Below are 23826 nucleotides of genomic sequence, written 5' to 3'. Positions count from 1 at the left end.
TATTTTTATTGCATTTGCAACAAAAATATGTACTAAGGAGTTAATTATGAATGAAATTCTTCGTGAAATTGGAATGATTGCAAGGGCATTAGATTCTATAAGTAATATAGAATTTAAAGAATATGACCTTACAAAAGGGCAGTATTTGTACCTTGTGCGAATTTGTGAAAACCCAGGAATCATTCAAGAAAAGTTAGCTGAGATGATAAAAGTAGATCGAACAACAGCAGCTCGTGCTATAAAAAAACTTGAAATTAATGGCTTTATTGAAAAGAAAGAAGATAAACATAACAAAAAAATTAAAAAACTCTTTCCAACAGAGAAAGGGAAAAATGTTTATCCTTTTATAAAAAGAGAAAATGATTATTCCAATATCGTTGCATTAGAGGGATTTTCCGAAAGAGAAGTAGAAACCATTTTCAATCTTCTTCAAAGAGTAAGAAAAAATATAGAAAAAGACTGGGAATTTGTAAAAAAGGGAAACAAGAGAAATTATTGATTATATAAAGGAGCGGCATATATGACTATAAATATAAAAAAGTGTACGCTTGAAGATTCACGCAAACTTCAAGAAATTAGTTATGAAACATTTAATGAGACATTTAAGCATCAGAATTCACCCGAAAATATGAATGTCTATTTGGAAAGGGCATTTAACTTAAAACAATTAGAAAAAGAATTATCCAATATTTCTTCGCAATTCTTTTTTGTTTATTTTGATAATGTAGTCGCTGGATATTTAAAGGTCAATACCAATGATGCTCAGTCTGAAGAAATGGGTGCTGAATCACTTGAAATCGAGAGGATTTATATAAAGAAAAAATTTCAAAAACATGGGCTTGGTAAATATCTGCTAAATAAAGCTATGGAAATTGCGATGGAACGTAATAAAAAGAAAATCTGGCTAGGCGTATGGGAAAAAAATGAAAATGCTATTGCTTTTTATAAGAAACTGGGGTTTGTTCAAACTGGAGCCCACTCTTTTTATATGGGTGATGAAAGACAAATGGACTTTATAATGACCAAAACACTCATATAACTTTTTTTGAAAGGTGGATTATTATGTATATTCCAAAATATTATAAGGTCAAAAATGTTGATGAAATTTGGGGTTTTGTTCAAAAAAACTCTTTTGGCACGATTGTCACAACAGAACAAGGGAAACCAATTGCCACTCATTTGCCTTTGGGGTTAAATAAAAAAGGTGATGATTACTATATTACTGGGCATATGGCTTATGGAAATCCTCAGTGGAGAACATTTGAAACCTGTGAAGATGTGCTTGTAATGTTTCAGGGATCGAACGCTTACATTTCTTCTTCTTGGTATGGGCATGAAGAAGTTCCAACATGGAATTATCAAGCCGTCCATGTATATGGTAAAGCAAGCATTTTAGAGAAAGATGAATTAATAGAAGAATTAACAATAATGCTGGAAAAATATGAAGAAAATCGTGAAAATCCTGTTTTATGGGATAAACTTTCTCCTTATCTCTTAGAAAGTGAACTGAAAGGTATAGTTGGATTTAAGATTAAGGTGGGAGAAATTCAGGCTGCTGATAAATTAAGTCAGAACCGAAATGAAACAGATTATATTAACATCATTGATAAATTACAAAATGAAGGAAATCCAAATTCGAAACAAATGGCAGAACTAATGGAAAAGAGATTAAAAAATCACATATAACACAATTTTTATTCAACCCTCAGATGCAAGAATTAAAGAGCTGTGACGATGAACTGCACCCCAATTGTTAGACAACATCTAACAATTGGAGGTGCAGTTTTTTTGACTAAATATACGATAGACGAAAAATTACATGCAGTTTTAGAGTACATGAAAGGGAAAAAATCCTATAAATCCATCGCACAAGAAAGAAATGTAGGTTTATCCCCTCTGAAGAGATGGGTCGCTCGCTATCTAGAACATGGGATGGAAGGAATTGCTTCATCCTATACAAATTACACTCTGCCCTTTAAACTAGAGGTACTTAATTATATGAACGAATATGGGGCATCGATCAGCGAGACCGCTGTACACTATAATCTTCCTTCCGATTCTACACTTTTGAAATGGTCAAATCAGTTGAAGGAAGGAGGTATAGACGCCCTTAAACCAAAGAAAAAGGGGCGTCTATCCATGAAAAAAGAAACCAAAAAAACATCACCAGCTAAGGGCTCTCAAGAAGCACTTCTTGCCGAATTAGAATACTTACGTGCAGAGAATGCCTATCTAAAGAAGTTGAATGCCTTAGTTCAAGAAAAGGAAGCCCTACAAAGAAAGACAAAGCGAAAGTAGTCCATGAACTAAGGAAACAATTTGATTTAAATCTGCTTCTATCCATTTCTAACATGGCACGGAGTACATACTATTATTGGGTAAACGCCTTCGGGCGTGAGGATAAATACACAGAAATGAAATCCCTTATCGAAGAGATTTTCCATACGCATAAAGGGCGCTATGGGTATCGGCGTATCACCCTAGAATTACGTAACAGAGGTGCTCGCATCAATCATAAAACAGTTCTCCGATTGATGAATGAACTAGGATTGAAGTCTTTAGTTCGCATGAAGAAATACCGTTCGTACAAAGGGAAAATCGGCAAGATTGCACCCAACATTCTAGCACGTGATTTCAAGGCAACAAACTCAAATGAAAAATGGGTGACAGACGTCACAGAATTCCATCTAGCTGGGGAGAAACTATACTTATCGGCCATTCTTGATCTGTTTAATGGAGAAATCATCGCCTATAATGTCGAATCTCGGCCTGTTTATCCCCTCGTTTCCAAAACGCTGGAGAAAACCTTTGACCGCTTGGAATCGAAAGATTCACCCATTCTTCATTCATATCAGGGCTGGCATTACCAGATGAAACAATATTCGCATGATTTGAAAAGACATAACATTACACAAAGCATGTCCCGTAAAGGGAATTGTCTCGATAATGCGGTCATAGAAAACTTCTTTGGCCTATTAAAATCAGAGTTACTTTATCTTCAAGAAATTTCAAACAAGAATTAGAAGAATATATCCATTACTACAATCATCAACGAATCAAGGTAAAATTAAAAGGCATGAGCCCGGTAGAATTCCGGGTTCATGCCCTCAAGGCTGCCTAATTAAATAAAGTGTCTAACTTTTTGGATTCACTTCACGATCAGCTCTTTTTGTATGAAAACATATTCGTGAAAGGCCATACTAAAATAAGCCCACCATATTCTAATTTTTTTGAAGGACGTAAATGAACTATATGTCGTTATTTTAACTGGTTATGCAGTTTGTTGTTCTGATGGATCGATTGTATAGCCTTTCTTTTTTAGGTATTCGATCATTTTTAATTCTTTGTTCATTTGTTTTTCTTCAAGGTAATTGGAGCCTAGTTCATGATAGGGTTCTCCTGTTTTTAAGATGTTGTAAGCAATCGTCAATAGTAAATGAGCAGAAGCAATTCGGCCCTTCATTTTTCCCTGTCGTTTGGTAATCCTTTTTCGATGTGAAGCAATTCGATTATTTTGCCTTGAGGTTGCCAGTACACACTCTACGGCCATCGTTTTTAATGCTTTGTTACCTTGTGTGGTTTTACTCGTTTTTTTTTACCAGCACTTTCGTAATTTCCGGGACTCACACCAGCCCAAGAGGCAAGATGTTTAGCTGACTTAAATACGGACATATCAACGCCCATCTCTGCAATAAAAGTAGCTGCGGCAGCTTTGTTCACACCAGGTATTCCATCCAATAATTCTACTTCCTTACGATAGGGGGACAGGAGTTGATCGATTTGTTTTTCCAATTCTTCTATGGCTTTTTCTAAATAACTCATATGCTCCCAATGGTAACGCAACATATCACGATGATGACGGCGAATACGACCATTAATTGCACTGGCAATGTCAGTAATACTTGCTTTTGTTCGCCAATCCACCATTTTTCGAAGACCATCGGTCTCTATTTTTTCACCGTTTAGAATCGCTTCAAGGATACGGCGTCCCGATACACCAAAAATGTCTGATAGTACGGATGTTAGCTTGATATTAGCATCTTGAAGAATTTTGTGAATGCGATTCTGCTCTGAAGTGCGATGATGAATCAATTTTTTTCGATAACGAGTAAGATCTCGTAAATCACGAATATCCCCCGGTGGAACAAAATTGCTTTCAATAAGTCCACATCTTAGAAGCTTGGCAAGCCATTCGGCATCTTTCACATCAGTTTTACGCCCTGGAACATTTTTGACATGTCTGGCATTGGCAAGAACAAGGTGAAAAGAATCTTCGAGAATATTCCATATTGGTTTCCAGTAGACTCCGGTACTTTCCATCACAACATCGGATACCTGAAGGGTAGTTAACCAATCACTTAAAGCCAAGAGTCCCGTTGTTGTAGTTGAAAACGTTTCAATAGAGGTATTTGGCTTTTTATCTAATGGACCAAATAGTACACAGGCTACTACTGTTTCTTGGTGTACATCTAGGCCAGCACACCGTTCAATCATTGCTTCCATAGGAGAATCACCTCAATAAAAGATTAACAATACATATGACAGGAGATTTGTTACAAAAATTTTTGTATACGTACTTGTAGTACACTAAATGGTTCTTCAATACTGTCACAACCAGTTTCTTATACAGGGTATCTTCCTTAAGATCCACCAAAAAAAGTTCAGCCTGGTTGTATTGTTATCATCCATTATTGTCAAGGGTTTAATGGGTTAGACTTTATTTTGGGTAAAGAGCAGGTTTTCATGCTAGATGGTGGCGGCGAGAATCGCCGCCATAGAAGTTTCTTATGGAGCTAAATCCAATTAATAGTATAGTCATTTGTACTAGATCCTTTTTGTGGTCTATTTCTTGATCGAAGAAAAATTCAGCTGAGGAGTATTGTACCAAATAATTTACATTGCTTTTATTTTTCGAGAAAATAAAGGTACAATTAATACTTATATAGTTTATTGATGATAAAAGATAATGAGGTAGGAAAAAAATGATTGCAAAAACAGAAGAAGATTTTAATGGTTTGAAGGAAATTGGCAAAATTATTGCCTCCATTAGAGATGAATTGGTACAAAGAACAATTCCTGGCATAACGACCAAAGAACTTGATGATATAGCCGGAGAACTTTTAGAAAAAGCAGGTGCAGTTTCAGCTCCAAAAGGTGAATATGATTTTCCTGGCTATACTTGCATTAGTCTTAATGAAGAAGTGGCACATGGTATTCCGGGTCATCGGGTTATTCATGAAGGGGATCTTGTAAATATAGATGTATCTGCTTCAAAGAACGGTTATTTCGCAGATACAGGAATCTCATTTGTAGTAGGAGAAGGAGAAGAAGTATTAACGAAAATATGCGACGTTGCTAAAAAGGCATTTGAAGCCGGTCTTAAGAAAGCAAAACCCGGTTCCAAAAAAAGTAGAATCGGAAAAGCAGTATTCGAAACAGCGAGACAGCATGGATTCACTGTTATCAAAAACCTTACAGGACATGGTGTTGGACGTAGAATACACGAAGCACCTGACCATATTTGTAATTATAATGATCCATGGGATAATGAAATATTAAAGGAAGGGATGGTTATTGCATTCGAACCATTTATCTCAACCTTTGAAGAAGAAGTATTCCAAAAAGAAGACGGTTGGACCTATGCTACAGAAAAAAGCTATGTAGCACAATTGGAACATACGATTATCCTTACTAAAAATGGTCCGATTATTGTCACACTTTAATTCAAGCATAGACGGAAAAGACTCGTATAAATATAAGTAGTTCGCTTACCGTGTAGGAAACTTAAATGGAGTAACATATAAATTCGTAACACTTTTAAAGAATGTTACTCGCATCTAAAAAAAGAAGGATTCGATTGGTGTATCCCACATCAACCCACTTAAATAAGGGAGTTGATGTGGCAGCTCTTTTCTTATGGAGCTAAAGGGGCAGGTTAGTTCAACAAAAAGTCATTAAAAAAGAGTAATGTTATACTTTTGATAAGGGGGAAATTAAATGATATTGGAAGCTGTTATGCTACAAGTTAAGGAAGGTATGGAAGCAGAATATGAAGAAGCATTTCGTGGGGCATCAGAAATTATTTCTTCAATGAAAGGGTACATATCTCACGAATTACAGCGTTGTATGGAAGTTGAGGGGAAATATTTACTACTGGTGCAGTGGGAAACATTAGAAGACCATACAATTGGATTTAGACAATCCAAAGAGTATCAAGAATGGAAAAAGAAATTACATAATTTTTATGACCCATTTCCAACAGTTGAACATTTTGAGAAGGTTAAACTATAATAGTTGTTCTTGAACTAACAGGTGCTTAGTTTTAGAACAAGAGTTGCTACGACAACTTTTTTTATGGACGAACGGATGATTATTAAATAAAGAGAGTTATTACCCTCTTTATTTAATATCCTTTAAGAATTCTTCTAAGGAATCATTTAATACAGATGGTTCCCATTCACCCATGCCGTGTTCAGCAGTCAGAACAGGATAATTTTTATTATGTATATCCACAAATATTGGGTCTCCTAAATCTTCATCGTAACCTATAACAAACCAACTTTCTTTCCAATCGCCTTCGTTATTGCCTACAAAGGAGTTACCTTCCTCATCTTCTCTATATCCTAGTTGTCCTTCTTCAAATTCATCTTTGGAAAACAGATGAAAAGAAACGGAGATCGTTTCCTCTTCTACGCCCTCAAAATTTATTTCAATCTCATTAGTTTCGAGTGCTTCAAATCTGCTAAAATCTTCTCTAAATCTTGATTTAACAATTTCCTTACCTCCCTTTTGACACATTGTCTATTTTAATTATATCTTTTTTCTTCAACTAACAGGTGCTTTACTTCAATAAGGGAGTTGCTTTGGCACCTTTTTTTGTATGAAAACACTTTAGTGAAAGGCCATACTTAAATAAGCCCACCATATTCTAATTTTTTTGAAGGACGTAAATGTACTATGTCGTTATTTTAACTGGTTATGCAGTTTGTTGTTCAGATGGAGCGATTGTATAGCCTTTCTTTTTTAGGTATTCGATCATTTTTAATTCTTTGTTATTTTGTTTTTCTTCAAGGTAATTTGAACCTAGTTCATGATAGGGTTCTCCTGTTTTTAAGATGTTGTAAGCTATCGTTAATAGTAAATGAGCAGAAGCGATTCGTCCCTTCATTTTTCCCTGCCGTTTGGTAATCCTTTTTCGATGTGAAGCAATTCGATTATTTTGCCTTGATGTCGCTAGTACACACTCTACAGCCATCGTTTTCAAAGCTTTGTTACCTTGTGTGGTTTTACTCGTTTTTTTTTACCAGCACTTTCGTAATTTCCGGGACTCACACCAGCCCAAGAGGCAAGATGTTTAGCCGATTTAAATACGGACATATCAACGCCCATCTCTGCAATAAAAGTAGCTGCGGCAGCTTTGTTCACACCAGGTATACCATCCAATAGTTCTACTTCCTTACGATAGGGGGACAGGAGTTGATCGATTTGTTTTTCCAATTCTTCTATGGCTTTTTCTAAATAACTCATATGCTCCCAATGGTAACGCAACATATCACGGTGATGACGGCGAATACGACCATTCATTGCATTTGCAATGTCAATAATACTTGCTTTTGTTCGCCAATCCACCATTTTTCGAAGACCATCGGTCTCTATTTTTTCACCGTTTAGAATCGCTTCAAGGATACGGCGTCCCGATACACCAAAAATGTCTGATAATACGGATGTTAGCTTGATATTAGCATCTTGAAGATTTTTATGAATGCGATTCTGCTCTGAAGTGCGATGATGAATCAATTTTTTTCGATAACGAGTAAGATCTCGTAAATCACGAATATCCTCCGGTGGAACAAAATTGCTTTCAATAAGTCCACATCTTAGAAGCTTGGCAAGCCATTCGGCATCTTTCACATCAGTTTTACGCCCTGGAACATTTTTGACATGTCTGGCATTGGCAAGAACAAGGTGAAAAGAATCTTCGGGAATATTCCATATTGGTTTCCAGTAGACTCCGGTACTTTCCATCACAACATCGGATACCTGAAGGGTAGTTAACCAATCACTTAAAGCCAAGAGTCCCGTTGTTGTAGTTGAAAACGTTTCAATAGAGGTTTTTGGCTTTTTATCTAATGGACCAAATAATACACAGGCTACTACTGTTTCTTGGTGTACATCTAGGCCAGCACACCGTTCAATCATTGCTTCCATAGGAGAATCACCTCAATAAAAGATTAACAATACATATGACAGGAGATTTGTTACAAAAATTTTTGTATACGTACTTGTAGTACACTAAATGGTTCTTCAATACTGTCACAACCAGTTTCTTATACAGGGTATCTTCCTTAAGATCCACCAAAAAAAGTTCAGCCTGGTTGTATTGTTATCATCCATTATTGTCAAGGGTTTAATGGGTTAGACTTTATTTTGGGTAAAGAGCAGGTTTTCGTGGTAGATGGTGGCGGCGAGGAGCGCCGCCATAGGAGTTTCTTATGGAACAAAAAGGGCAGGTAAGTTTATCAAGCTATGTAGACACCAAAATTAATATGTAATGGAAAAAGGGATTTTTGACGGTTATGTGAACAGGTAGGATTAGCAACTAGACATAGAGAATACCTATTATCAAAAGGGGGCTTCTTTAATGGAAAAAGAAAACTTACTACCTGTAAAATGTTCGGCGTGCAAAAAAGAATTGGACGCAATTGACTTGGTCATAATCAATGAATCACTTCAGCTGACGCATATTCAATGCCCGAATAAAGGAGAAATAGCAATTATTGATGTAGGATATTTTAATGCTGTATCCCGAAAATACCTGACCTGTATTCATGAAAAAGCCCTATTAAGTAGGGGCATGTAAATCTTTCTTTTGCAATTGCATTGTGGCAGATTATGTACTGATTGTGTTTTCTTACACTAACAGTGCTTTACTTCAATAACAAGGGTTGCTGCGGCAACCTTTTTTTCTTGTGGAACTAAAGGGCCAGGATACTTGAAGAGTGTTGTTTGACCTTTATTCAACAATTGAGCCAGATTGTTGGACATTTCTTTAAATTCGCACTAAGTCTATCGGCGAAAAAATAAACATCTACACTTAGATTCATTACGGAGAACCATATCATTAATAACGGAGCGATTTTAACCATATCAGGCAAGATTGGCTTTTTATTTATTTAGGGTAGTACATTCATAGTGCAATAAAAAAGATCTTAAGGCTATAGCCTCAAATTCCTGCATATAATTTTATATTGATAAAAAGGAAGGTGGGCTGAATATGGACATGTATGATCTCAGAAAAGCGATCCATTACTATCAAACAAAAATACAAGAAACGAATGATCCTTATTATTGGTTCTTTCTGGCTGATGCGCAGGTAAGAGTGGGATTAACAGACGAAGCACTGGAAACAATTGATAACGCCTTGTCGTTCCCAAATCCGTATCCTTCAAAGCAAGAGCTACTGGAAATGAAGGTGAAGCTCCAGCATTTTCTTTCAAGAGAAATAAATCAGAACAACCCTTCAATTGTAACTGAAAATCGGGTAGATATTGACGGAGACGGTATAATTGATAATGTCCTTCTTACAGCAAATAAAACTCCTGATAGTCCACTATGGCAAAATATAACTCTTGTCATCCAAAATGGGCGAACAAATCACTATCAGCAATTCCCCTTAAAGGATAACCTCGGATACAACCCCACACTCTTTCTTGGTGATTTTACAGACAACAAGGTGGATGATATTTTAGTAGTCATGGATACAGGAGGAAGCTCCGGTACGATTTATACGTATGTATTTTCTTATATTAACGGTCAAATGAGGCAGATTTTTAATTCTGATGCATTCAATGAAGATTATAAGTACAGTGTGACCTATCAAGATCAATACAAAGCGACTGTGATTAGTCATAAACTAAAAGAAAAGTACATTCTTGAACTTACTTACAAGGGAAATGAATATTTAACTGAAATTTATAATAAGAATGGTATTTTGAAGGCATCGATAGAAGGCTGGGTCAATCCTTTGTCCGGTTTATATCCGGTCGATTTTAACAAGGACGGCACTTATGAGCTCGAAGCCTATCAGAGGATAGCAGGGAGGTACAATGCTGACTCACTCGGATTTGTACAGACCGTATTGAAATGGAACGGGCATGTGTTTGGTCCTGACCGGCAGAATGTGGCAATCTTTGGCGGGGAAATATAGCAGCTGGAATCATTATTTTTGGTATCTAAAGAAACTTCTTCATGTGTACGAGATTAATAGGCGATATTTCATCGCAATTTGAATTTCGGTCTACAATATCTGAATTTGATTTCGAGTCAGAATGATCTGCATATCGAATTTGTGAAATTACAAATGTATCAAGAGCTTCATGTATAGTTAAAAATTAGGAGGAGTTAGAAATGACAAACCGTAACAATGAAGCTTCACCACTTTATTATTCTAGAGTCGCAGGGTTCGGGCTTCTACTTATGGCTATCCTTGCTATGTTTTCTAACTTTTCTGTTTTTAATGGTCTTATTATATCGGATGATGCAGCAACAACTGCTAATAACATCATAACTAATGAGATGTTATTTAGAAGTGGATTTATTAGCTTTGTCATCGTGCTTATTCTTGATGTGCTGTTAGCATGGGCACTGTATGTTCTACTCAAACCCGTTAATAAGAATCTTGCGATGCTCGCCGCGTGGTTTAGATTGGTATACACCGCCATTTTTGGTATCGCTTTGCATAATTTTTTGAATGTTTTACAACTTCTAAGTGGTACTGAATATTTGACGGTATTCACAACAGATCAGTTCCAAGCTCAGGTGATGTTACTAATCGATGCTTTTAACAATGGATGGATTATTGGATTAGTATTTTTTGGATTTCATTTGTTTGTCGTTGGTTATTTAATAATCAAGTCAGGAGGCTACATACCAAGAATGATTGGGTTCTTCTTGGTCATTGCATCTGCTGGATATTTAATAGATAGTTTTGCACATTTTCTTCTACCCAACTACACCGACTACAAAACGATATTCTTACTGGTTGTAGCCGTACCCGGTGTGATTGGAGAGCTTTCATTAGCATTCTGGCTTTTGATTAAGGGTGTAAAGGTTCAACAGAGGCGATAGTTATCCAAAAAAAGGAGGGCTATCTATTGCTGTTGTTGAGCAAGAATTTGCTTTTATAGCTGACGACTTCGGAGATTGCAACAATCCTGCCCCGATAGTTGATAAAAGAAAAAGCTGCGTTAAAGGCACCTCGGATCTTAAACTAACGCATCGTTAAGTTTAATACAAGAAATGAGATAGAATACAGAAGGAAAACCTCACTCCTTGTTATCCCTCCAGTATCCTTTTGGAAGGATTTTTCTCTGTTACACAAAACCGTTAATCAGGCTAAATCTAGGAAAGTTTCTTTTCTCTTTAATAAAGCGTAAATCCAATGAAGCAACTTATTAATACAGGCAACGATTGACACTTTGGCAGTGGAAATGAGTTTGGATTCCTTATATGTCCCACTCCTGCTAACGTCTTGAACATCATGTATCCGATTATACAAGTGAACCATCTCGTGCATTAGGGTATCCATTGTTTCGTAGATATCCAAGTCAAGAAATTCTGGTGTTAAGTTAATTTCAAACATCTTATGTACAAACGGCAACATTGTAGGTAATAACTTATAAAATAACCGAACTGGAACTTATTATTCACTTTGTTTTTTACCCGAATTACCTGACAGATTCATGTTACTATCGTTTTTAATTCGGGGTATATTTCTTCTTTCTGATCTCATACTAAAGATAAGAAGGAGGGGTATCCATGGCAAAACGAACAAAGAAAAATGATGCAGACCAAAAGAACAAACAAGGATTTGATTCAAGCAAAACTGATTCAGAATTCTCTCAAGAATTTGGCAGTGCAAACGCTAATCAAGCACATAAAAATAAAGCAAAAAAAGAAAAGGCTTCTAAAAATCAAGGTGAGTGGAAAGGCATGCATTAATTAATACTTGCCAGACTCGACTTATGATAAGTGATACCTGCACCGAGTACAAAGGGTGGAGGCTTATCATGCTTCAAACTGTTTACTGAACTTTATGTATAGGAGCTTATTTAGATGACTCAATCTAAGCGACAACAAGAACGCCAATGGAAAGATCGTAAGCAATCGCAGAATCCAACTGGTAAGGTCAGATCATTTGAACAATTAACTGAAGATATGGGCAAAAATGAATCTGAAACTAAGTAAAACTGTTTAAGAATGAGAGGCTATCCCAAAGGTCAGAGCCCCACATAATAGTGAGGTCACTCCCTTGGGGTACCCTCTCTTTGTCGTTAAAACGTTAGTCATGCTATTCCATTAAAGGGCCATTTAATGGAGCAACGAAAAAAGCCTAATTTCTATAAAAGAACTGGCAATGACAAAAATGGTAAAGACATAAACGTTTACGTTGAGCATGAATCTTATAAAGGTGATCTTAAACCAAAATTCACTAAATAAAAAACGTTAAAAAAGATTAGCATCTAGTCAAAAAGGGAATGGGTTTCTCCGTTCCCTTTTTGTTTTCCTTTAACAAGAAAAGAAATAATTAGTAATTCCTGGACAACTGAACTTTTTCCTCCGACAATGGTATCCCCAATTTCAAATTTTTAAAACTATAGTGTTTATAGGTGAACGATTATTCAGCAAGGCCATTGTTAATGTCTTATAATTACATTAACAGTATTTAATTTAAATCATTAATGGAGGTTTTGAAATGGATTTATTCATGGAACGAGCAGTAGAACTAGCGGTAGAAAATGTTCGTGAGGGTGGACAACCTTTTGGTGCAGTACTTGTGAAAAATAACAACGTTGTAGCTGAAGGTGTTAATGAGCTGCACAAAACTTATGATGTTAGTGGACATGCGGAATTACTGGCTATCCGGCGCGCGCAAGAGCAATTACAAACGAATGATCTATCAGGTTATACAATGTATGCAAGTGGGGAGCCTTGTCCGATGTGTCTAACGGCAATGTACTTTGCTGGAATCGAAAAGGTTTTTTATTGTGCTTCAGTTGAGAATGCGGTTGAAGTGGGATTAGGGAAATCTAAAATTATATATGAGGATTTACAAAAAACAAAAGCAGAACGCTCACTTTCGATGATACAAATGCCATTAAATGAAGGGCAAAAAAATCCAATGAAGCTTTGGAAGGAGAGAACGTAGTCTTGGGAAACTGTGGGTATAATGATTCAGGAAACAAGTTTATATAAGTTTATTGATCTTCAGCAAACGGGCGCATTTCTGTAGTAACGATAAAAGTCCAATTTCTCAATTTTAATGCTGAGAAATTGGACTTTTAATATTTACTTATAGTGCAAAAGAAAACCTAAAATGACATATTTGTTTATTTATTCTTGTTTCATGTCTAGACGTTAGTCTGTAATTATTAGTATAAAACACTTAAGACTTTTAGACAAAGGGTGATACATATTGTTAATTGGTTATGCGAGGGTTTCAACTACTGTTCAGGATTTAGAAAGGCAATTGGAAATATTAGAAAAGGAAGGGTGGGAAAAGCTTTTTGTTGAAAAAGTAACCGGGACAAGTACAAAACAAAGAGCCCAACTTTTATGAAGCTATTGAATTTGCACGAGAAGGAGATACTTTAGTAGTAACTGAAATAGATCGTTTAGCTCATTCTATTATGGACTTAAATAAGATAGTTCATGAATTAGCTGAAAAAGGGGTTAATGTAAGATTTGTAAAAGAGGATATGAAATTTGATGGTTCAAACGAAGGAAATAGCTTACAAACACTGCTTTTTAATATTTAAGGTTCATTCGCACAATTTGAACGTGATTTGATTGTAGAAAGAACTACAGAAGGCCGGGAGAGAGCAAAAAGGTAAGGGAAGCATATGGGAAGAGCAGGACAAGATGAAAAGACTTTAAAACGAGCTATTCAGCTATATAATGAACGTGAAACAAACGGAATGAGTGTGAATGACATTGTAAAAGCTACAGGAGTTCCACGTTCCACGTTATATGCAAAAATTAAATAAAATAGATTTGGTGAATGGACTGATAATCTGGTTTATTACATCAATTCGAAATAGAAAATTCTTAAACTGACTAGTGCGTTAGTTGAGATCCGGGGCTGACATTTGGTGGCCTTTTTTCTTAATGAACAAACGGGGCAGGTTAGTTCATTAAGAAAAGTAATTCTTGAGGTATAAAGTATGATTTTTGGAATGAAGAACAAGAGGATGTAACCGAAAAGAAATTGACAAAAACTTTTATTTAAAGAGTAGTAGTGGTTTCAAATGATCTTAAAGTTGCCGATATTTCTATTACTAGGCCCTGTTGGTTTTTACGGTAATTAAAAATAAAAGCAGACGGTACATCGAGAATCTTATAGAGATTCTATTGACCATCTACTTTTAAATGAACGTAAAATTGTTGAGGCATTTCAAATTTGCAATAATATTACCAGCTATTTTTCAAAACAATTTTTCCTATCGCCTTGCCTGACTCCATGTACTCATGGGCTTTTGAGACTTCATCAAACGTAAAAATGTTTGAATCCAAAAGCGGACGCAGTTTCCCTTCCTCAACCATCCTAGCAACCTTCATCAAAATTTCTCCATAATGTTTATGCATGTCCTTGTTTAATATCTTCAACAACATAAAGGTAACATGAAGAGAAAGTCCCTTTGAATGCACGGGGGAGAGGTCATGAGTCGAACGAGTAGCAATGGCTGTTACCGTTCCATGTACCGCTGCTGCCTCAAAAGAGCGATCAAGGTTTTCACCCCCTACCGTGTCAAACACGACGTCAAATCCTTTTCCGTTTGTATATTTTTGTACATAGTCATGAACGTTTTCTTCTCGATAATTAATAGTTATATCAGCACCAAGGCGCGTGCCAATCTCCAGTTTCTCTTGCGAAGAGGCAGTTGTATAGACTGTTGCTCCTCCCCGTTTGGCTAGTTGAATGGCGATGTGTCCTACACCTCCGGTGGCCCCATGGATCAATATATTTTGTCCAGGTATAAGCCTTGCACGATTAAATAATGCTTCCCAAGCGGTGATGGAAACTAATGGTAAATCTGCGGCTTCTTCCATCGTCAAATTTTTCGGCTTATGAGCAAGTAAATCGGCATCTGCAAGCATAAACTCTGCAAGTGCACCGCCAGTGCCTCTAAATCCACCCGCGCATCCAAACACTTCATCGCCAATTTTAAACGAGGTTACTCCTTCACCCACTGCAGATACCAACCCTGACACATCTCCGTGTAATACTGCTGGAAACTCGGGTGCAACGGCTGGAACTGCACCAGCACGAACTTTCGTATCAATAGGATTTACACTTGTAGCCTTTACTTGAATAAGTACATGTCCAGGTTTCAGTTCAGGTTTTGAAATCTCTTTATATTGAAATACGGATGGTTCACCAAAAGATTGAATAATTTGTGATTTCATTTTAGTCACTCCTTTTTTTTTGCCTAAAAATAGGAAAATGTCTCATTACCTATTCATGGTCAGGATGATTGGTATGTGCTAAGAATAAAGCTAATATATCCTACTTTTACTTTCCCTTTGACCTTTATGATCCAAGCTTCTTCTCTAATCTATGTCTAGGTGATTTATTAAATCGTAAATTACCTGTTAAAAGAAACCGGATGGTTCCCATGGTAAATGGAGGGGATCACAGAAGACCAAATTTAACAGAAACAGCTCCAGATGCCTATAAAATGGTAAATAATATCCCCGAAAACAATCCCAATTTCTTACCCTCCCTTCGAAACGATCATAAAAATGATTCCTTCATGTGTTATGAGATGATCTGGTTCCAATCCACTGCTGTGCTAGTTAGTGACATTCTCATCGGATTTTTTTACAAAACATCTTTAATGGTGAATAGTCCAAAAAGAGAGAATATTTAGTCTTCACTTGTAAAATCAATGATACTTTAAATATTATAAATTTAAAAGTACGCACAATTTTGTGGAATAGGATAAAATTTGTAATATAGTATACAATTTGATACTTAAAAAAATTGGGGCGTTACTATGAAGGACTTTAAAACAGAAAAGTGTCCTGATACCGCAGCTTGCCCTGTTGCAATTACAGTAGATGTGATAGGCGGCAAATGGAAAGGGATCATATTATATAACTTAATTTCCGGACCTAAACGTTTTAACGAGTTAGGGAAACTTATGCCCTATACCACAAAACGTATGTTAACATAACAACTTCGGGAATTGGAACAAGATGGTATGGTATATCGCGAAATATATCGAGAGATTCCTCCAAAAGTCGAATATGCTCTTACTGCTTTTGGAGAAACATTAAAACCTATTATCTACCTCATGCGAGATTGGGGAGATAGGTACGAAAATGAGATTTTAATGAAACGAAAGACCTCAGAAAATTTGTAGCATCAATAGGGTCTCGCCGACAGATGATGTACGTTCTATTGCTGTAGTTCATTCTGAAGGAGGAACAGCCGAAGGGACATTTTGCTTTCCTTTCCGTGATAAAAAATCATTTTTTGACTAACGGGTGCTAATTTAGTTAAAAAAGACCATCTTTTTTGGGGGTAAAAAAATCTCCAAATTTTTACTCCACTTAAGGTTGCGAAAAATGTACTTAAACTAACAAGTGCGGAAGCTAAAGATCGGAGCTGTCTTTAAGGCAGCTTTTTTGTATGAAAATATATTCGTTAAAGGCCATACAAAATAAGCCCCATATTCTAATTTTTTGAAGGACGTAAATGTACCATGTCGTTATATTAACTGGTTATGCAGTTTGTTGTTCAGATGGAGCGATTGTATAGCCTTTCTTTTTTAGGTATTCGATCATTTTTAATTCTTTGTTATTTTGTTTTTCTTCAAGGTAATTTGAACCTAGTTCATGATAGGGTTCTCCTGTTTTTAAGATGTTGTAAGCAATCGTTAATAGTAAATGAGCAGAAGCGATTCGTCCCTTCATTTTTCCCTGCCGTTTGGTAATCCTTTTTCGATGTGAAGCAATTCGATTATTTTGCCTTGATGTCGCTAGTACACACTCTACAGCCAACGTTTTCAAAGCTTTGTTACCTAAGGAATTATTATTAACGAAAAGGGATCTGACTGTTACAGGAGAAGCAGAAAAAATGCAAGGGGGAGCTGCGGCTTTTGACAAGCTTATAGATGGAGATCTAAGCGAGGGTTCATTGGCCGAATTGAAATGGGGCATAACATCTGAAGAAGGAATTTCACTACCTTTAAGTCTAGAGTTTAACTTTAATAAGCCACAAGAAATTACTAGATTCGAAGTTTTTAACCGTCCACAATACACTAATGGTAAAATCAAGAAGTTAAGTGCCAAAGCATATGATGAAGCTGGAAAAGTTTATGATTTAGGTACTAAAGAGGTTACTAATGAGGATAAATCTGTAACATTCAATATCGTTGAAGCTAAGACACAAGTACCAAGTGGTACTAAGCTTGCTAAGGTAGGTATTGTTTTTGAGGAATCACATAGCGGTCCTCTTATGTTATCTGTTGCAGAAGTTCAATTTACAGCTAAGAATAGTGCTTATGTGGAATAATGGCATTAGAATCCAAAATAAAAAAGAGACCGAGGCAATAAGCAAAGAGCGGCACCTAAAATGATACAGATAAAAGATATTAAATAAATAATAATGTGTACCAGCCACTTCTCTAAGCTTTAAGGGGGTGGCTATTTTTAATTAATTAGTTAGTATGCAAAGTCAAATACACTAATTACACTTTCGGCCAGCGGAAACGCTCCAGCAAGCATAATACCGATATATCCGGCAATTTCTAACCCTCTAAACTGATCTTATGTATCCGCAATTATCGGATCCCCAGCCCTCCACACACCGTCCAAAAAAAACGTAAAATATTCTACATTTGAAAAAAAACTAGCCGTTCTTTAATAATACTTCTGCGATACCGAACAAGCTCACGCAATTCTCGCTGATTTCTATCAGGGATAAAGCTTGCCTTCAACAGCCCATGACGAAGAAGTTGAGCAATCCACTCAGCATCCTGACATCTGTTTTTCGACTAGGGACTGCTTTCATATGTTGTGGTTTAACAACTAAAAATTACATTTCTTCAGCCTCAATTAAGTTCACGATAGGCTTCTAAAACACACCTGTGCTTTCCATAGCGACGTTAGTGCAACCAGGTGATTTAATCCAATCCATCAGTTGAATTAAAAACACCGTTTTTGTAGAAAATGTTTGAATCTCCTTTCCTTCAGGGGTCATAATGCAGGCGGTAATGTTGTTTTATGCACATCCATTCCGCATACTCGTTCACTGATAACTTCCATTGAAACCATCCTTCCTATGGCGAAAAATTAGAGGCTGGTGCAAAAACCAGAAAGAATAGGATTAATCTACCATGAGTGCTTCCCGTAAGGGAGCGACAGTCTGTGATGCACCGAGGTCGTTGGAGTCAGACTAACGGATGGGCTCTAATGGCACCATAGTTCATCGACCTTCCTCACCCAGCCATAGAATCAGTATAAATCCTCCGCTAAGAGTTTAGAACCACTTACTCCTTTCAAATATTTTAAACTTCCTTCACTTGACCAATCGATGTTTTGTATATACTTAAATTCTTAGAATTTTAGTAGTGTTCAATTGATTAGATGAAAAGTTATAGTTTTCTGAAATAATAGTGTTCCCAGCCAGGGCAAGGGCATTTAGGGAAACTATATGAGTTAATCTAAATTGTTTATAATTATCCCACTGTTTAGGTGATATTTTTTTATTTAATTAAAGAAATAGAGTGAAATATATAAAATTTTTTCTTTGGATAATTCAGCTAAATATGATTTTATCGTCCATAATTTTAAAAACCTTATTAATGTAGCTCTTTTGTGATTTTTGTGCAAAACGGGCGCTTAATTGAATAAGGATCACAGAAATGATCAATCTTTTTTTATAAAGTTACAATTGTTAAGAAAAGAACCACGAATAAATATTTGACTATTTTGAAAATTCGTGATAATATTTACGCATAAAAGAATGAATCGGCAATGGCGCCTGTTTCAATAGCTAATAACGAGCTATTGGGCAGGCGTCTTTTGCATTTTTCAGGGGGGATAATATGAATAATAGAACCAAATTAAAAGCTTTATTTGGCATGATCGTTATTTGCTTGTTTTTGTATGCTCCCTTAGGAGCGGCTGCAAGCGGAAAAGCAGTTTCGACTCCGCAAAAAAGGGAGGGCCATTGTATTCAAGTGTTGGATAAAGGGAAATGGGCTCCTGACACCTATAAGTCTGTTCAAAACCTAATTGATAAGCATGGTGCTGGAAGTACAGGATACGATCCAAAGCGAAAACCTTATGTTGTTTTTGATTGGGATCATACGAGCATCATGAATGATACGGAGGAGGCCCTCTTTCTTTATCAAATCGATCACTTGGCATATAACATGCAACCGGATGAGTTTTATGAAGTAATCAAAAAGAATGTGCCGAATGGACCCTTTTCACACGAGTTTAAAAACCTTCAAGGAGATGCGGTCACTCTCAAGGAAATTGCCGAGGATCTGAAGCGCGATTACGAATTTCTTTATTCCAACTATAATGGGATGAATGGAACAGAGCGGTTAGAAACGCTTCATTCAACTGATCAATTTAAAGATTTTAAAGCGAAAATGTACTTTCTTTATGAAGCCATTGGGGAAACATACGGTGTTGAAATCGGATATCCATGGGTGCTTTATTTATTTGCCAACATGTCGACCGAAGAAGTTCAGCAGCTTGCAGAGGCTTCAAATGATTATAATTTAGGGGCGGAAATGGCATCGGTGACGCTTATAAGTCCTGGGGCCATGTTAGGAAAAGCCGGTACTGTTCAAGTTACCTATACAACAGGACTGCGTCTGGCCTCGGAAATCGCAAACTTAATGCATACTTTTATGGAGAATGGGATTGACGTTTATGTTATTTCGGCTTCGATGGAAGAGGTGGTGGAGGTATTTTCGTCAAATCCAAAATACGGCTACAACCTTCCTAAGGAAAATGTCTTTGGGATGAGATTAAAAAAGAAGGAAGGAATTACTCAAGCAGAATATGAAGACAATTGGCCGATCACTGCTCGAGAAGGTAAGGTGGAAGTGATCAAACACGCCATCTCCAAAACGCGGGGCGGATACGGTCCGATATTCGTAGCGGGAGACAGCAACACAGATTATGAAATGCTGACAATTAAGAGTTTGAAACTCGGTTTAATTATCAACCGCCTCAAAACAGGTGATATCGGCAAGCTTGCGAAAACAGCTGCAGAACGGATGGGCAAAAACAACCCGAAATATGTTCTCCAAGGAAGAAATGAGAATACAGGCTTATGGATACCGACTGAATACACGATCAAGCTTGGGTCAAATGAAGAAAAATTGTTGGCGAATCCATAAAAAGATTCGTCCCAGGAGATTCAGTCACACTCGGAGTATAAAATAAAGATTGATGATGACATCTTAGACTCGCTTTTATACATTCAAGTTACCAAAACATAACCAAAATCAGTGTAAATCATGCACCCTATTCCCATTAAGCCATTTTAAATGAAGATAAATCTTCTACTCTCATTTCGTAAACATAAAGTATTTTGGGTTTTACATATTGAAGAATTAAATCAAATTCGGTAGCAAACAAAAGTATTTATATAAAAGTAATTGAAATTCAAGAAAAGGGCGCTTTCCTGTAAGAAGGATAGCGCTCATTTTGACATTTAAGGGCCATTTAATGGAATAAGACTAACAAACAAAACTGGATATTAATATTGGTGTGAGAATGTGGGGGGGGCTCTATTTTTTTCAAACCTGATATTTAACGATCTACAGGAATGCTAACAGGTGCGTTCGTATTATAAGGTCGACCAGTAAAAATTACTGGTTGACCTTTTTTTAATTGAATCTATTATATCAGTAGCCAGGGTAGGACGTACGGGTGCGTGGGACTTGATCCCGTGAACTAAACTGTCCGCCCCCTATTTGTAGAAACATGTTTGAGGCTGGTTGGGACGTAGATCTCGTATAACAAGCGAAGCTATGACACTACATGGAGGACTAGGGGTACTGGTAAGTAAGTAAGTAAGTAAGTAAGTAAGTAAGTAAGTAAGTAAGTAAGTAAGTAAGTAAGTAAGTAAGTAAGTAGAGGAGGAAAAAACAATGAATCCAGTTGTTGGTCTGGATGTGGCAAAGGGAGAGAGTCAAGTTCAGGCATTTTTAGATCAATCTAAACCGTATGGGAAGAGCTTTTTAATGAAGCATATCAAAGAGGAATTAGATCATTTTTTAGACTTTTTAAAAGAGATTGAAGAGGTGACAGGGCAGATGCCTATGGTCATTTTAGAATCTACAGGGCATTACCATACTCCTTTTATTCAATACTTGGAGGAACAAGGGATTCTATATATCTTACTAAATCCGATTATTTCTTATCAGGCAAAGAAGACCAGTTTACGAAAGGTAAAAACAGACGCAATCGATGTGTATCAGTTGTGTGTGCTGTATTATAAAGAGGATTTTGAACCTCATAAAATTAAGAGGAATTAAGCTTTTAGATCTGCGGAATTGTCTCAAGACAACAGGAAATCGTAACGAATATGTATGGAAGCTAGACTTCAGTTTCACACCATTTTAGATCAAGTGTTTCCTGAATACCGGAAGGTTTTTGGGGATCCATATTCGAAGGTTTCTTTATTGATGTTAAAGAAATATTCCACTTCAAAGGCGGTATTAACAGCCGGAGAAAGTAGACTAGCAGAGAGTGTTATAGAGTTCTGTTCTAGCCGATCAGGTGAATGGGCATGGGGAAAAGCAAAAAAAATAATGGATTCCGCATCTAGAAATCCATTTCAAAAAAACGTGTATGAAAGTCACGTAATCAATCTTCGTATGTATATTGAGTTGCTTTTTCATTACTAGGGACACCTTTCTGATTTGGAAGATCGTATAGTGGCCCTGGCAAATGAAATGGAAGAATATAAGATCATCCAATCGATTCCCGGTATAGGAGAAAAAATCGCAGCCACGATTATCTCTGAAATTGGTGAAATCGATAGGTTTAATCATCCGAAAAAACTGGTTGCCTTCGCTGGAGTAGATCCAAGTGTTCACTCATCGGGTAAGTTTACGGCAACCATTAATCGTATGACTAAAAGAGGTTCGAGCAGACTACGTCATTCTCTGTATCTTGCCGTACTATGCGGCATAAGAAGTTCAAGGAACAAAAAGCTTAAAGAATTCTATGATAAGAAAAAATCAGAAGGAAAACCTGCCAAAGTGTCAATCGTTGCCTGTATTAATAAGTTGCTTCATTGGATTTACGCTTTATTAAAGAGAAAAGAAACGTTCCTAGATTTATCCTAATTAATGGTTTTGTGAAACAGAGAAAAATCCTTCCGAAATTTTTGGAGGGATATTTGGCATGGTCAAAAATAATAGAAGTAGCTTAATAAAAAAGTTTGATCATTTCTGTGATCCTTCTTCTATTAAAGCGCCCGATAATTGAAGATAGTTCGCGATGCAAGGCTATTATTTAACATCTTACATTTTTGCGTTTGAAACCAAGCTGCCCTTTATCTACTTCCTTTTGAATACCTTCGGAAGCGAGTAGGAAACTGCTTTTTTTCTTGTCCCGTTTGACTTCTACTGGGCCTACTGCCTTTGCGGTCTCGACCGCCTTATCATGGAGCGGCAAATATGAAATCCCCACTGTGTATATAAAATTATTCATAGCGTATTTAGTTCGTTCTGGAGAATCGTGAATCGTATTTTTCACATTTCCAAGCATATTGGCAATCTTGCTTTCGGAAAATTCACCGTCCGGGCGATTTCCCAAAAGCCAGCAGTAGCAACTCCAGCCCGCTGACATTCTCAGCTCTTCACCGCTTGCGATCCATTTATCGGAAACGTCTTGTGCAATATCTGTTTCAGCTAAAGTTACTGCAACCACATAATCGGACAGCATATAAAAATATGCCGCATCCATCCAACGCTCAAAATCCGCCTCAGCCATTGTTTTTGGGTCTGCAATTATGCCTGCAAAGTACATTGCGTCGTAGTTCCCTGTGGCGTAAAGCTGCTCAGCCAAAGGTTGATTTTTTTTGATCTTCTTGGCGATCGGTTTCATAGCGCCTGTAGCCACGCCAAAAAGCGGCTCGTGCGCGCCATTGGATTCGTAAATTTTCTTGGTTCGTTCCTTGCCGAGAACTTCAAGCTCCTGCATAACCATTTGTAAATTCATCGTTTAACACTTCCTTCTTTTGGAGGTTTTTCCCCCTAGATTTAAGACCCTCAAATCCATCTCTCTTAGCCTATAACAAATCTTTACATTTGTCAGCAAAACCAAAGTCTCAACATGTGCAGAGTGTAAGTGGAAACACATGGGATGTTGGTGAGTTCAAACTCGATTATAAAGATTTATCCTTATATCAAGGATTTTTGGATGAAGCAAACCTAAAAGAGATCATTTGTTCACATAATACAGATTAGAGGAAATCAAAAAGCCCATGAATTTCATAGAATTCGAGGGCTTTTCCATGTAACTTGACCGTTGGGGACAAACTACAAAACAGTTAAACGAGCTTTTTACCGATTTAGAAGCGCATGGAAATTATTTATAAATACTAATTTGCTTTTGAAGTGATTAAAATAGGATAAAAATTCAGCTGTTTATTAACTGAAAATTCTTAATTTACACAAAAATAAGTGTATAATATTATAAAACAGTTATTTAAGTTTGTGGGTTACTATTTCTTAATAAGGAGGCGATACTCTTAAACATGTATGGAAATTTATTTTTAAAAGG

Annotated in this window: 24 protein-coding genes and 6 pseudogenes; 19 read left to right on the top strand and 11 right to left on the bottom strand. The window is 36.7% G+C overall.

Features of this window, described 5'->3' with window-relative positions; all coding sequences use genetic code 11:
* Nucleotides 1-46 precede the first annotated feature (46 nt).
* The 4 genes and pseudogenes from RE409_RS14975 to RE409_RS14960 all read left to right on the top strand — a co-directional run bounded on the left by RE409_RS14975 (nt 47) and on the right by RE409_RS14960 (nt 3121).
* Nucleotides 47-499, top strand: coding sequence for a MarR family winged helix-turn-helix transcriptional regulator (locus RE409_RS14975; RefSeq protein WP_098177371.1), 453 nt, complete (start codon nt 47-49; stop codon nt 497-499).
* A 21-nt stretch (nt 500-520) separates the two neighbouring features.
* Nucleotides 521-1039 carry a spermidine/spermine N(1)-acetyltransferase gene (locus RE409_RS14970; RefSeq protein WP_309557754.1) on the top strand — a complete coding sequence of 173 codons (519 nt, stop codon included), beginning with the start codon at nt 521-523 and terminating at the stop codon, nt 1037-1039.
* Between the two features lie 23 nt (nt 1040-1062).
* Nucleotides 1063-1686 carry an FMN-binding negative transcriptional regulator gene (locus RE409_RS14965; protein ID WP_201185006.1) on the top strand — a complete coding sequence of 208 codons (624 nt, stop codon included), beginning with the start codon at nt 1063-1065 and terminating at the stop codon, nt 1684-1686.
* Between the two features lie 102 nt (nt 1687-1788).
* Nucleotides 1789-3121, top strand: a pseudogene (locus RE409_RS14960) (IS3 family transposase).
* A 150-nt stretch (nt 3122-3271) separates the two neighbouring features.
* Here RE409_RS14960 and RE409_RS14955 read toward each other — a convergent pair.
* Nucleotides 3272-3550 carry a hypothetical protein gene (locus tag RE409_RS14955; RefSeq protein WP_250211739.1) on the bottom strand — a complete coding sequence of 93 codons (279 nt, stop codon included), beginning with the start codon at nt 3548-3550 and terminating at the stop codon, nt 3272-3274.
* A 5-nt stretch (nt 3551-3555) separates the two neighbouring features.
* Entirely contained in the window at nt 3556-4503 is a 948-nt protein-coding gene (locus RE409_RS14950; protein WP_309557753.1) for an IS110 family RNA-guided transposase, read from the bottom strand.
* 479 nt (nt 4504-4982) lie between these two features.
* Here RE409_RS14950 and map point away from each other — a divergent pair, with 479 nt between their 5' ends.
* Both map and RE409_RS14940 read left to right on the top strand, forming a co-directional pair.
* On the top strand, nt 4983-5723 hold the full coding sequence (gene map / locus RE409_RS14945) for a type I methionyl aminopeptidase (protein ID WP_056524056.1): 741 nt from the start codon (nt 4983-4985) through the stop codon (nt 5721-5723).
* A 274-nt stretch (nt 5724-5997) separates the two neighbouring features.
* Complete coding sequence (locus RE409_RS14940; protein WP_201224313.1) at nt 5998-6291, top strand: antibiotic biosynthesis monooxygenase family protein; 294 nt, start codon at nt 5998-6000, stop codon at nt 6289-6291.
* 108 nt (nt 6292-6399) lie between these two features.
* Here the strand turns inward: RE409_RS14940 and RE409_RS14935 are convergent, their stop codons facing one another.
* The 3 genes from RE409_RS14935 to RE409_RS14925 form a co-directional block, all read right to left on the bottom strand.
* Nucleotides 6400-6798, bottom strand: a complete 399-nt coding sequence (locus tag RE409_RS14935) for a hypothetical protein (RefSeq protein ID WP_207198821.1) — start codon at nt 6796-6798, stop codon at nt 6400-6402.
* A gap of 178 nt (nt 6799-6976) precedes the next feature.
* On the bottom strand, nt 6977-7255 hold the full coding sequence (locus RE409_RS14930; RefSeq protein ID WP_201253575.1) for a hypothetical protein: 279 nt from the start codon (nt 7253-7255) through the stop codon (nt 6977-6979).
* A 5-nt stretch (nt 7256-7260) separates the two neighbouring features.
* Nucleotides 7261-8208 carry an IS110 family RNA-guided transposase gene (locus tag RE409_RS14925; protein ID WP_242489082.1) on the bottom strand — a complete coding sequence of 316 codons (948 nt, stop codon included), beginning with the start codon at nt 8206-8208 and terminating at the stop codon, nt 7261-7263.
* 433 nt (nt 8209-8641) lie between these two features.
* Between RE409_RS14925 and RE409_RS14920 the strand changes: the two genes are divergently transcribed.
* From RE409_RS14920 to RE409_RS14910, 3 genes are all read left to right on the top strand, one after another.
* Nucleotides 8642-8860 (top strand): hypothetical protein, encoded by a 219-nt coding sequence (locus RE409_RS14920; protein WP_201185001.1) that lies wholly within the window; start codon nt 8642-8644, stop codon nt 8858-8860.
* A 414-nt stretch (nt 8861-9274) separates the two neighbouring features.
* A complete protein-coding gene (locus tag RE409_RS14915; RefSeq protein WP_397444113.1) occupies nt 9275-10207 on the top strand; it encodes a VCBS repeat-containing protein in 933 nt (310 codons plus the stop codon).
* 200 nt (nt 10208-10407) lie between these two features.
* Nucleotides 10408-11127 (top strand): DUF4386 domain-containing protein, encoded by a 720-nt coding sequence (locus RE409_RS14910; RefSeq protein ID WP_201224315.1) that lies wholly within the window; start codon nt 10408-10410, stop codon nt 11125-11127.
* Nucleotides 11128-11389: 262 nt separating this feature from the next.
* Here RE409_RS14910 and RE409_RS14905 read toward each other — a convergent pair whose 3' ends face one another.
* Nucleotides 11390-11641 (bottom strand): hypothetical protein, encoded by a 252-nt coding sequence (locus RE409_RS14905; RefSeq protein WP_309557752.1) that lies wholly within the window; start codon nt 11639-11641, stop codon nt 11390-11392.
* Nucleotides 11642-11817: 176 nt separating this feature from the next.
* On the opposite strand from RE409_RS14905, the gene RE409_RS14900 reads away from it, so the two are divergent.
* The 5 genes and pseudogenes from RE409_RS14900 (at nt 11818) to RE409_RS14880 (ending at nt 14045) form a co-directional block, all read left to right on the top strand.
* A complete protein-coding gene (locus tag RE409_RS14900) occupies nt 11818-12000 on the top strand; it encodes a hypothetical protein (RefSeq protein ID WP_056524041.1) in 183 nt (60 codons plus the stop codon).
* Nucleotides 12001-12114: 114 nt separating this feature from the next.
* Nucleotides 12115-12246: a DUF6254 family protein gene (locus RE409_RS14895; protein ID WP_242485240.1), complete on the top strand. Its 132-nt coding sequence runs from the start codon at nt 12115-12117 to the stop codon at nt 12244-12246.
* A gap of 105 nt (nt 12247-12351) precedes the next feature.
* Nucleotides 12352-12498 carry a DUF4822 domain-containing protein gene (locus RE409_RS14890; protein ID WP_309559278.1) on the top strand — a complete coding sequence of 49 codons (147 nt, stop codon included), beginning with the start codon at nt 12352-12354 and terminating at the stop codon, nt 12496-12498.
* A gap of 256 nt (nt 12499-12754) precedes the next feature.
* Nucleotides 12755-13207, top strand: a complete 453-nt coding sequence (locus RE409_RS14885) for a nucleoside deaminase (protein WP_201249379.1) — start codon at nt 12755-12757, stop codon at nt 13205-13207.
* A 264-nt stretch (nt 13208-13471) separates the two neighbouring features.
* Nucleotides 13472-14045 (top strand): annotated as a pseudogene (locus RE409_RS14880) (recombinase family protein).
* Nucleotides 14046-14469: 424 nt separating this feature from the next.
* Here RE409_RS14880 and RE409_RS14875 read toward each other — a convergent pair.
* Nucleotides 14470-15465 carry a zinc-dependent alcohol dehydrogenase family protein gene (locus RE409_RS14875; RefSeq protein WP_309557751.1) on the bottom strand — a complete coding sequence of 332 codons (996 nt, stop codon included), beginning with the start codon at nt 15463-15465 and terminating at the stop codon, nt 14470-14472.
* 590 nt (nt 15466-16055) lie between these two features.
* Between RE409_RS14875 and RE409_RS14870 the strand changes: the two are divergent.
* Nucleotides 16056-16424: pseudogene (locus tag RE409_RS14870) on the top strand (winged helix-turn-helix transcriptional regulator).
* A gap of 361 nt (nt 16425-16785) precedes the next feature.
* Here RE409_RS14870 and RE409_RS14865 read toward each other — a convergent pair.
* Complete coding sequence (locus RE409_RS14865) at nt 16786-17073, bottom strand: hypothetical protein (RefSeq protein WP_201249381.1); 288 nt, start codon at nt 17071-17073, stop codon at nt 16786-16788.
* Nucleotides 17074-17077: 4 nt separating this feature from the next.
* Between RE409_RS14865 and RE409_RS14860 the strand changes: the two genes are divergently transcribed.
* Nucleotides 17078-17578 (top strand): hypothetical protein, encoded by a 501-nt coding sequence (locus RE409_RS14860; protein ID WP_207196098.1) that lies wholly within the window; start codon nt 17078-17080, stop codon nt 17576-17578.
* Between the two features lie 188 nt (nt 17579-17766).
* On the opposite strand, the pseudogene RE409_RS30725 reads toward RE409_RS14860, so the two are convergent.
* Together RE409_RS30725 and RE409_RS14855 are read right to left on the bottom strand one after the other, a co-directional pair.
* A pseudogene (locus RE409_RS30725) lies at nt 17767-17910 on the bottom strand (ethanolamine utilization protein EutH); the annotation flags it as partial.
* Between the two features lie 8 nt (nt 17911-17918).
* A pseudogene (locus RE409_RS14855) lies at nt 17919-18330 on the bottom strand (IS110 family transposase); the annotation flags it as partial.
* A 782-nt stretch (nt 18331-19112) separates the two neighbouring features.
* Between RE409_RS14855 and RE409_RS14850 the strand changes: the two are divergent.
* Complete coding sequence (locus tag RE409_RS14850) at nt 19113-20426, top strand: HAD family hydrolase (protein ID WP_309557750.1); 1314 nt, start codon at nt 19113-19115, stop codon at nt 20424-20426.
* A 756-nt stretch (nt 20427-21182) separates the two neighbouring features.
* Nucleotides 21183-22385: pseudogene (locus tag RE409_RS14845) on the top strand (IS110 family transposase).
* Between the two features lie 169 nt (nt 22386-22554).
* On the opposite strand, the gene RE409_RS14840 reads toward RE409_RS14845, so the two are convergent.
* On the bottom strand, nt 22555-23262 hold the full coding sequence (locus RE409_RS14840; protein ID WP_201249384.1) for a DNA alkylation repair protein: 708 nt from the start codon (nt 23260-23262) through the stop codon (nt 22555-22557).
* An 89-nt stretch (nt 23263-23351) separates the two neighbouring features.
* On the opposite strand from RE409_RS14840, the gene RE409_RS14835 reads away from it, so the two are divergent.
* Nucleotides 23352-23510 (top strand): hypothetical protein, encoded by a 159-nt coding sequence (locus RE409_RS14835; protein ID WP_309557749.1) that lies wholly within the window; start codon nt 23352-23354, stop codon nt 23508-23510.
* Nucleotides 23511-23826 lie beyond the last annotated feature (316 nt).

Origin of the sequence: Peribacillus sp. R9-11 (assembly GCF_031345095.1) — a bacterium.
GTDB lineage: Bacteria > Bacillota > Bacilli > Bacillales > DSM-1321 > Peribacillus > Peribacillus butanolivorans.
This window is presented reverse-complemented; position numbering and strand designations above follow the sequence as displayed.

Bases quoted from the DNA above. Each gene is read 5' to 3' on its own strand.
- RE409_RS14905 (WP_309557752.1), bottom strand. From the start codon at position 11,641: ATGTTTGAAATTAACTTAACACCAGAATTTCTTGACTTGGATATCTAC.
- RE409_RS14850 (WP_309557750.1), top strand. From the start codon at position 19,113: ATGAATAATAGAACCAAATTAAAAGCTTTATTTGGCATGATCGTTATT.
- RE409_RS14875 (WP_309557751.1), bottom strand. From the start codon at position 15,465: ATGAAATCACAAATTATTCAATCTTTTGGTGAACCATCCGTATTTCAA.
- RE409_RS14970 (WP_309557754.1), top strand. From the start codon at position 521: ATGACTATAAATATAAAAAAGTGTACGCTTGAAGATTCACGCAAACTT.
- RE409_RS14940 (WP_201224313.1), top strand. From the start codon at position 5,998: ATGATATTGGAAGCTGTTATGCTACAAGTTAAGGAAGGTATGGAAGCA.
- RE409_RS14920 (WP_201185001.1), top strand. From the start codon at position 8,642: ATGGAAAAAGAAAACTTACTACCTGTAAAATGTTCGGCGTGCAAAAAA.
- RE409_RS14885 (WP_201249379.1), top strand. From the start codon at position 12,755: ATGGATTTATTCATGGAACGAGCAGTAGAACTAGCGGTAGAAAATGTT.
- RE409_RS14910 (WP_201224315.1), top strand. From the start codon at position 10,408: ATGACAAACCGTAACAATGAAGCTTCACCACTTTATTATTCTAGAGTC.
- RE409_RS14925 (WP_242489082.1), bottom strand. From the start codon at position 8,208: ATGGAAGCAATGATTGAACGGTGTGCTGGCCTAGATGTACACCAAGAA.
- RE409_RS14900 (WP_056524041.1), top strand. From the start codon at position 11,818: ATGGCAAAACGAACAAAGAAAAATGATGCAGACCAAAAGAACAAACAA.
- RE409_RS14935 (WP_207198821.1), bottom strand. From the start codon at position 6,798: ATGTGTCAAAAGGGAGGTAAGGAAATTGTTAAATCAAGATTTAGAGAA.
- RE409_RS14895 (WP_242485240.1), top strand. From the start codon at position 12,115: ATGACTCAATCTAAGCGACAACAAGAACGCCAATGGAAAGATCGTAAG.
- RE409_RS14930 (WP_201253575.1), bottom strand. From the start codon at position 7,255: ATGGCTGTAGAGTGTGTACTAGCGACATCAAGGCAAAATAATCGAATT.
- RE409_RS14950 (WP_309557753.1), bottom strand. From the start codon at position 4,503: ATGGAAGCAATGATTGAACGGTGTGCTGGCCTAGATGTACACCAAGAA.
- RE409_RS14955 (WP_250211739.1), bottom strand. From the start codon at position 3,550: ATGGCCGTAGAGTGTGTACTGGCAACCTCAAGGCAAAATAATCGAATT.
- RE409_RS14975 (WP_098177371.1), top strand. From the start codon at position 47: ATGAATGAAATTCTTCGTGAAATTGGAATGATTGCAAGGGCATTAGAT.
- map (WP_056524056.1), top strand. From the start codon at position 4,983: ATGATTGCAAAAACAGAAGAAGATTTTAATGGTTTGAAGGAAATTGGC.
- RE409_RS14965 (WP_201185006.1), top strand. From the start codon at position 1,063: ATGTATATTCCAAAATATTATAAGGTCAAAAATGTTGATGAAATTTGG.
- RE409_RS14915 (WP_397444113.1), top strand. From the start codon at position 9,275: ATGGACATGTATGATCTCAGAAAAGCGATCCATTACTATCAAACAAAA.
- RE409_RS14840 (WP_201249384.1), bottom strand. From the start codon at position 23,262: ATGAATTTACAAATGGTTATGCAGGAGCTTGAAGTTCTCGGCAAGGAA.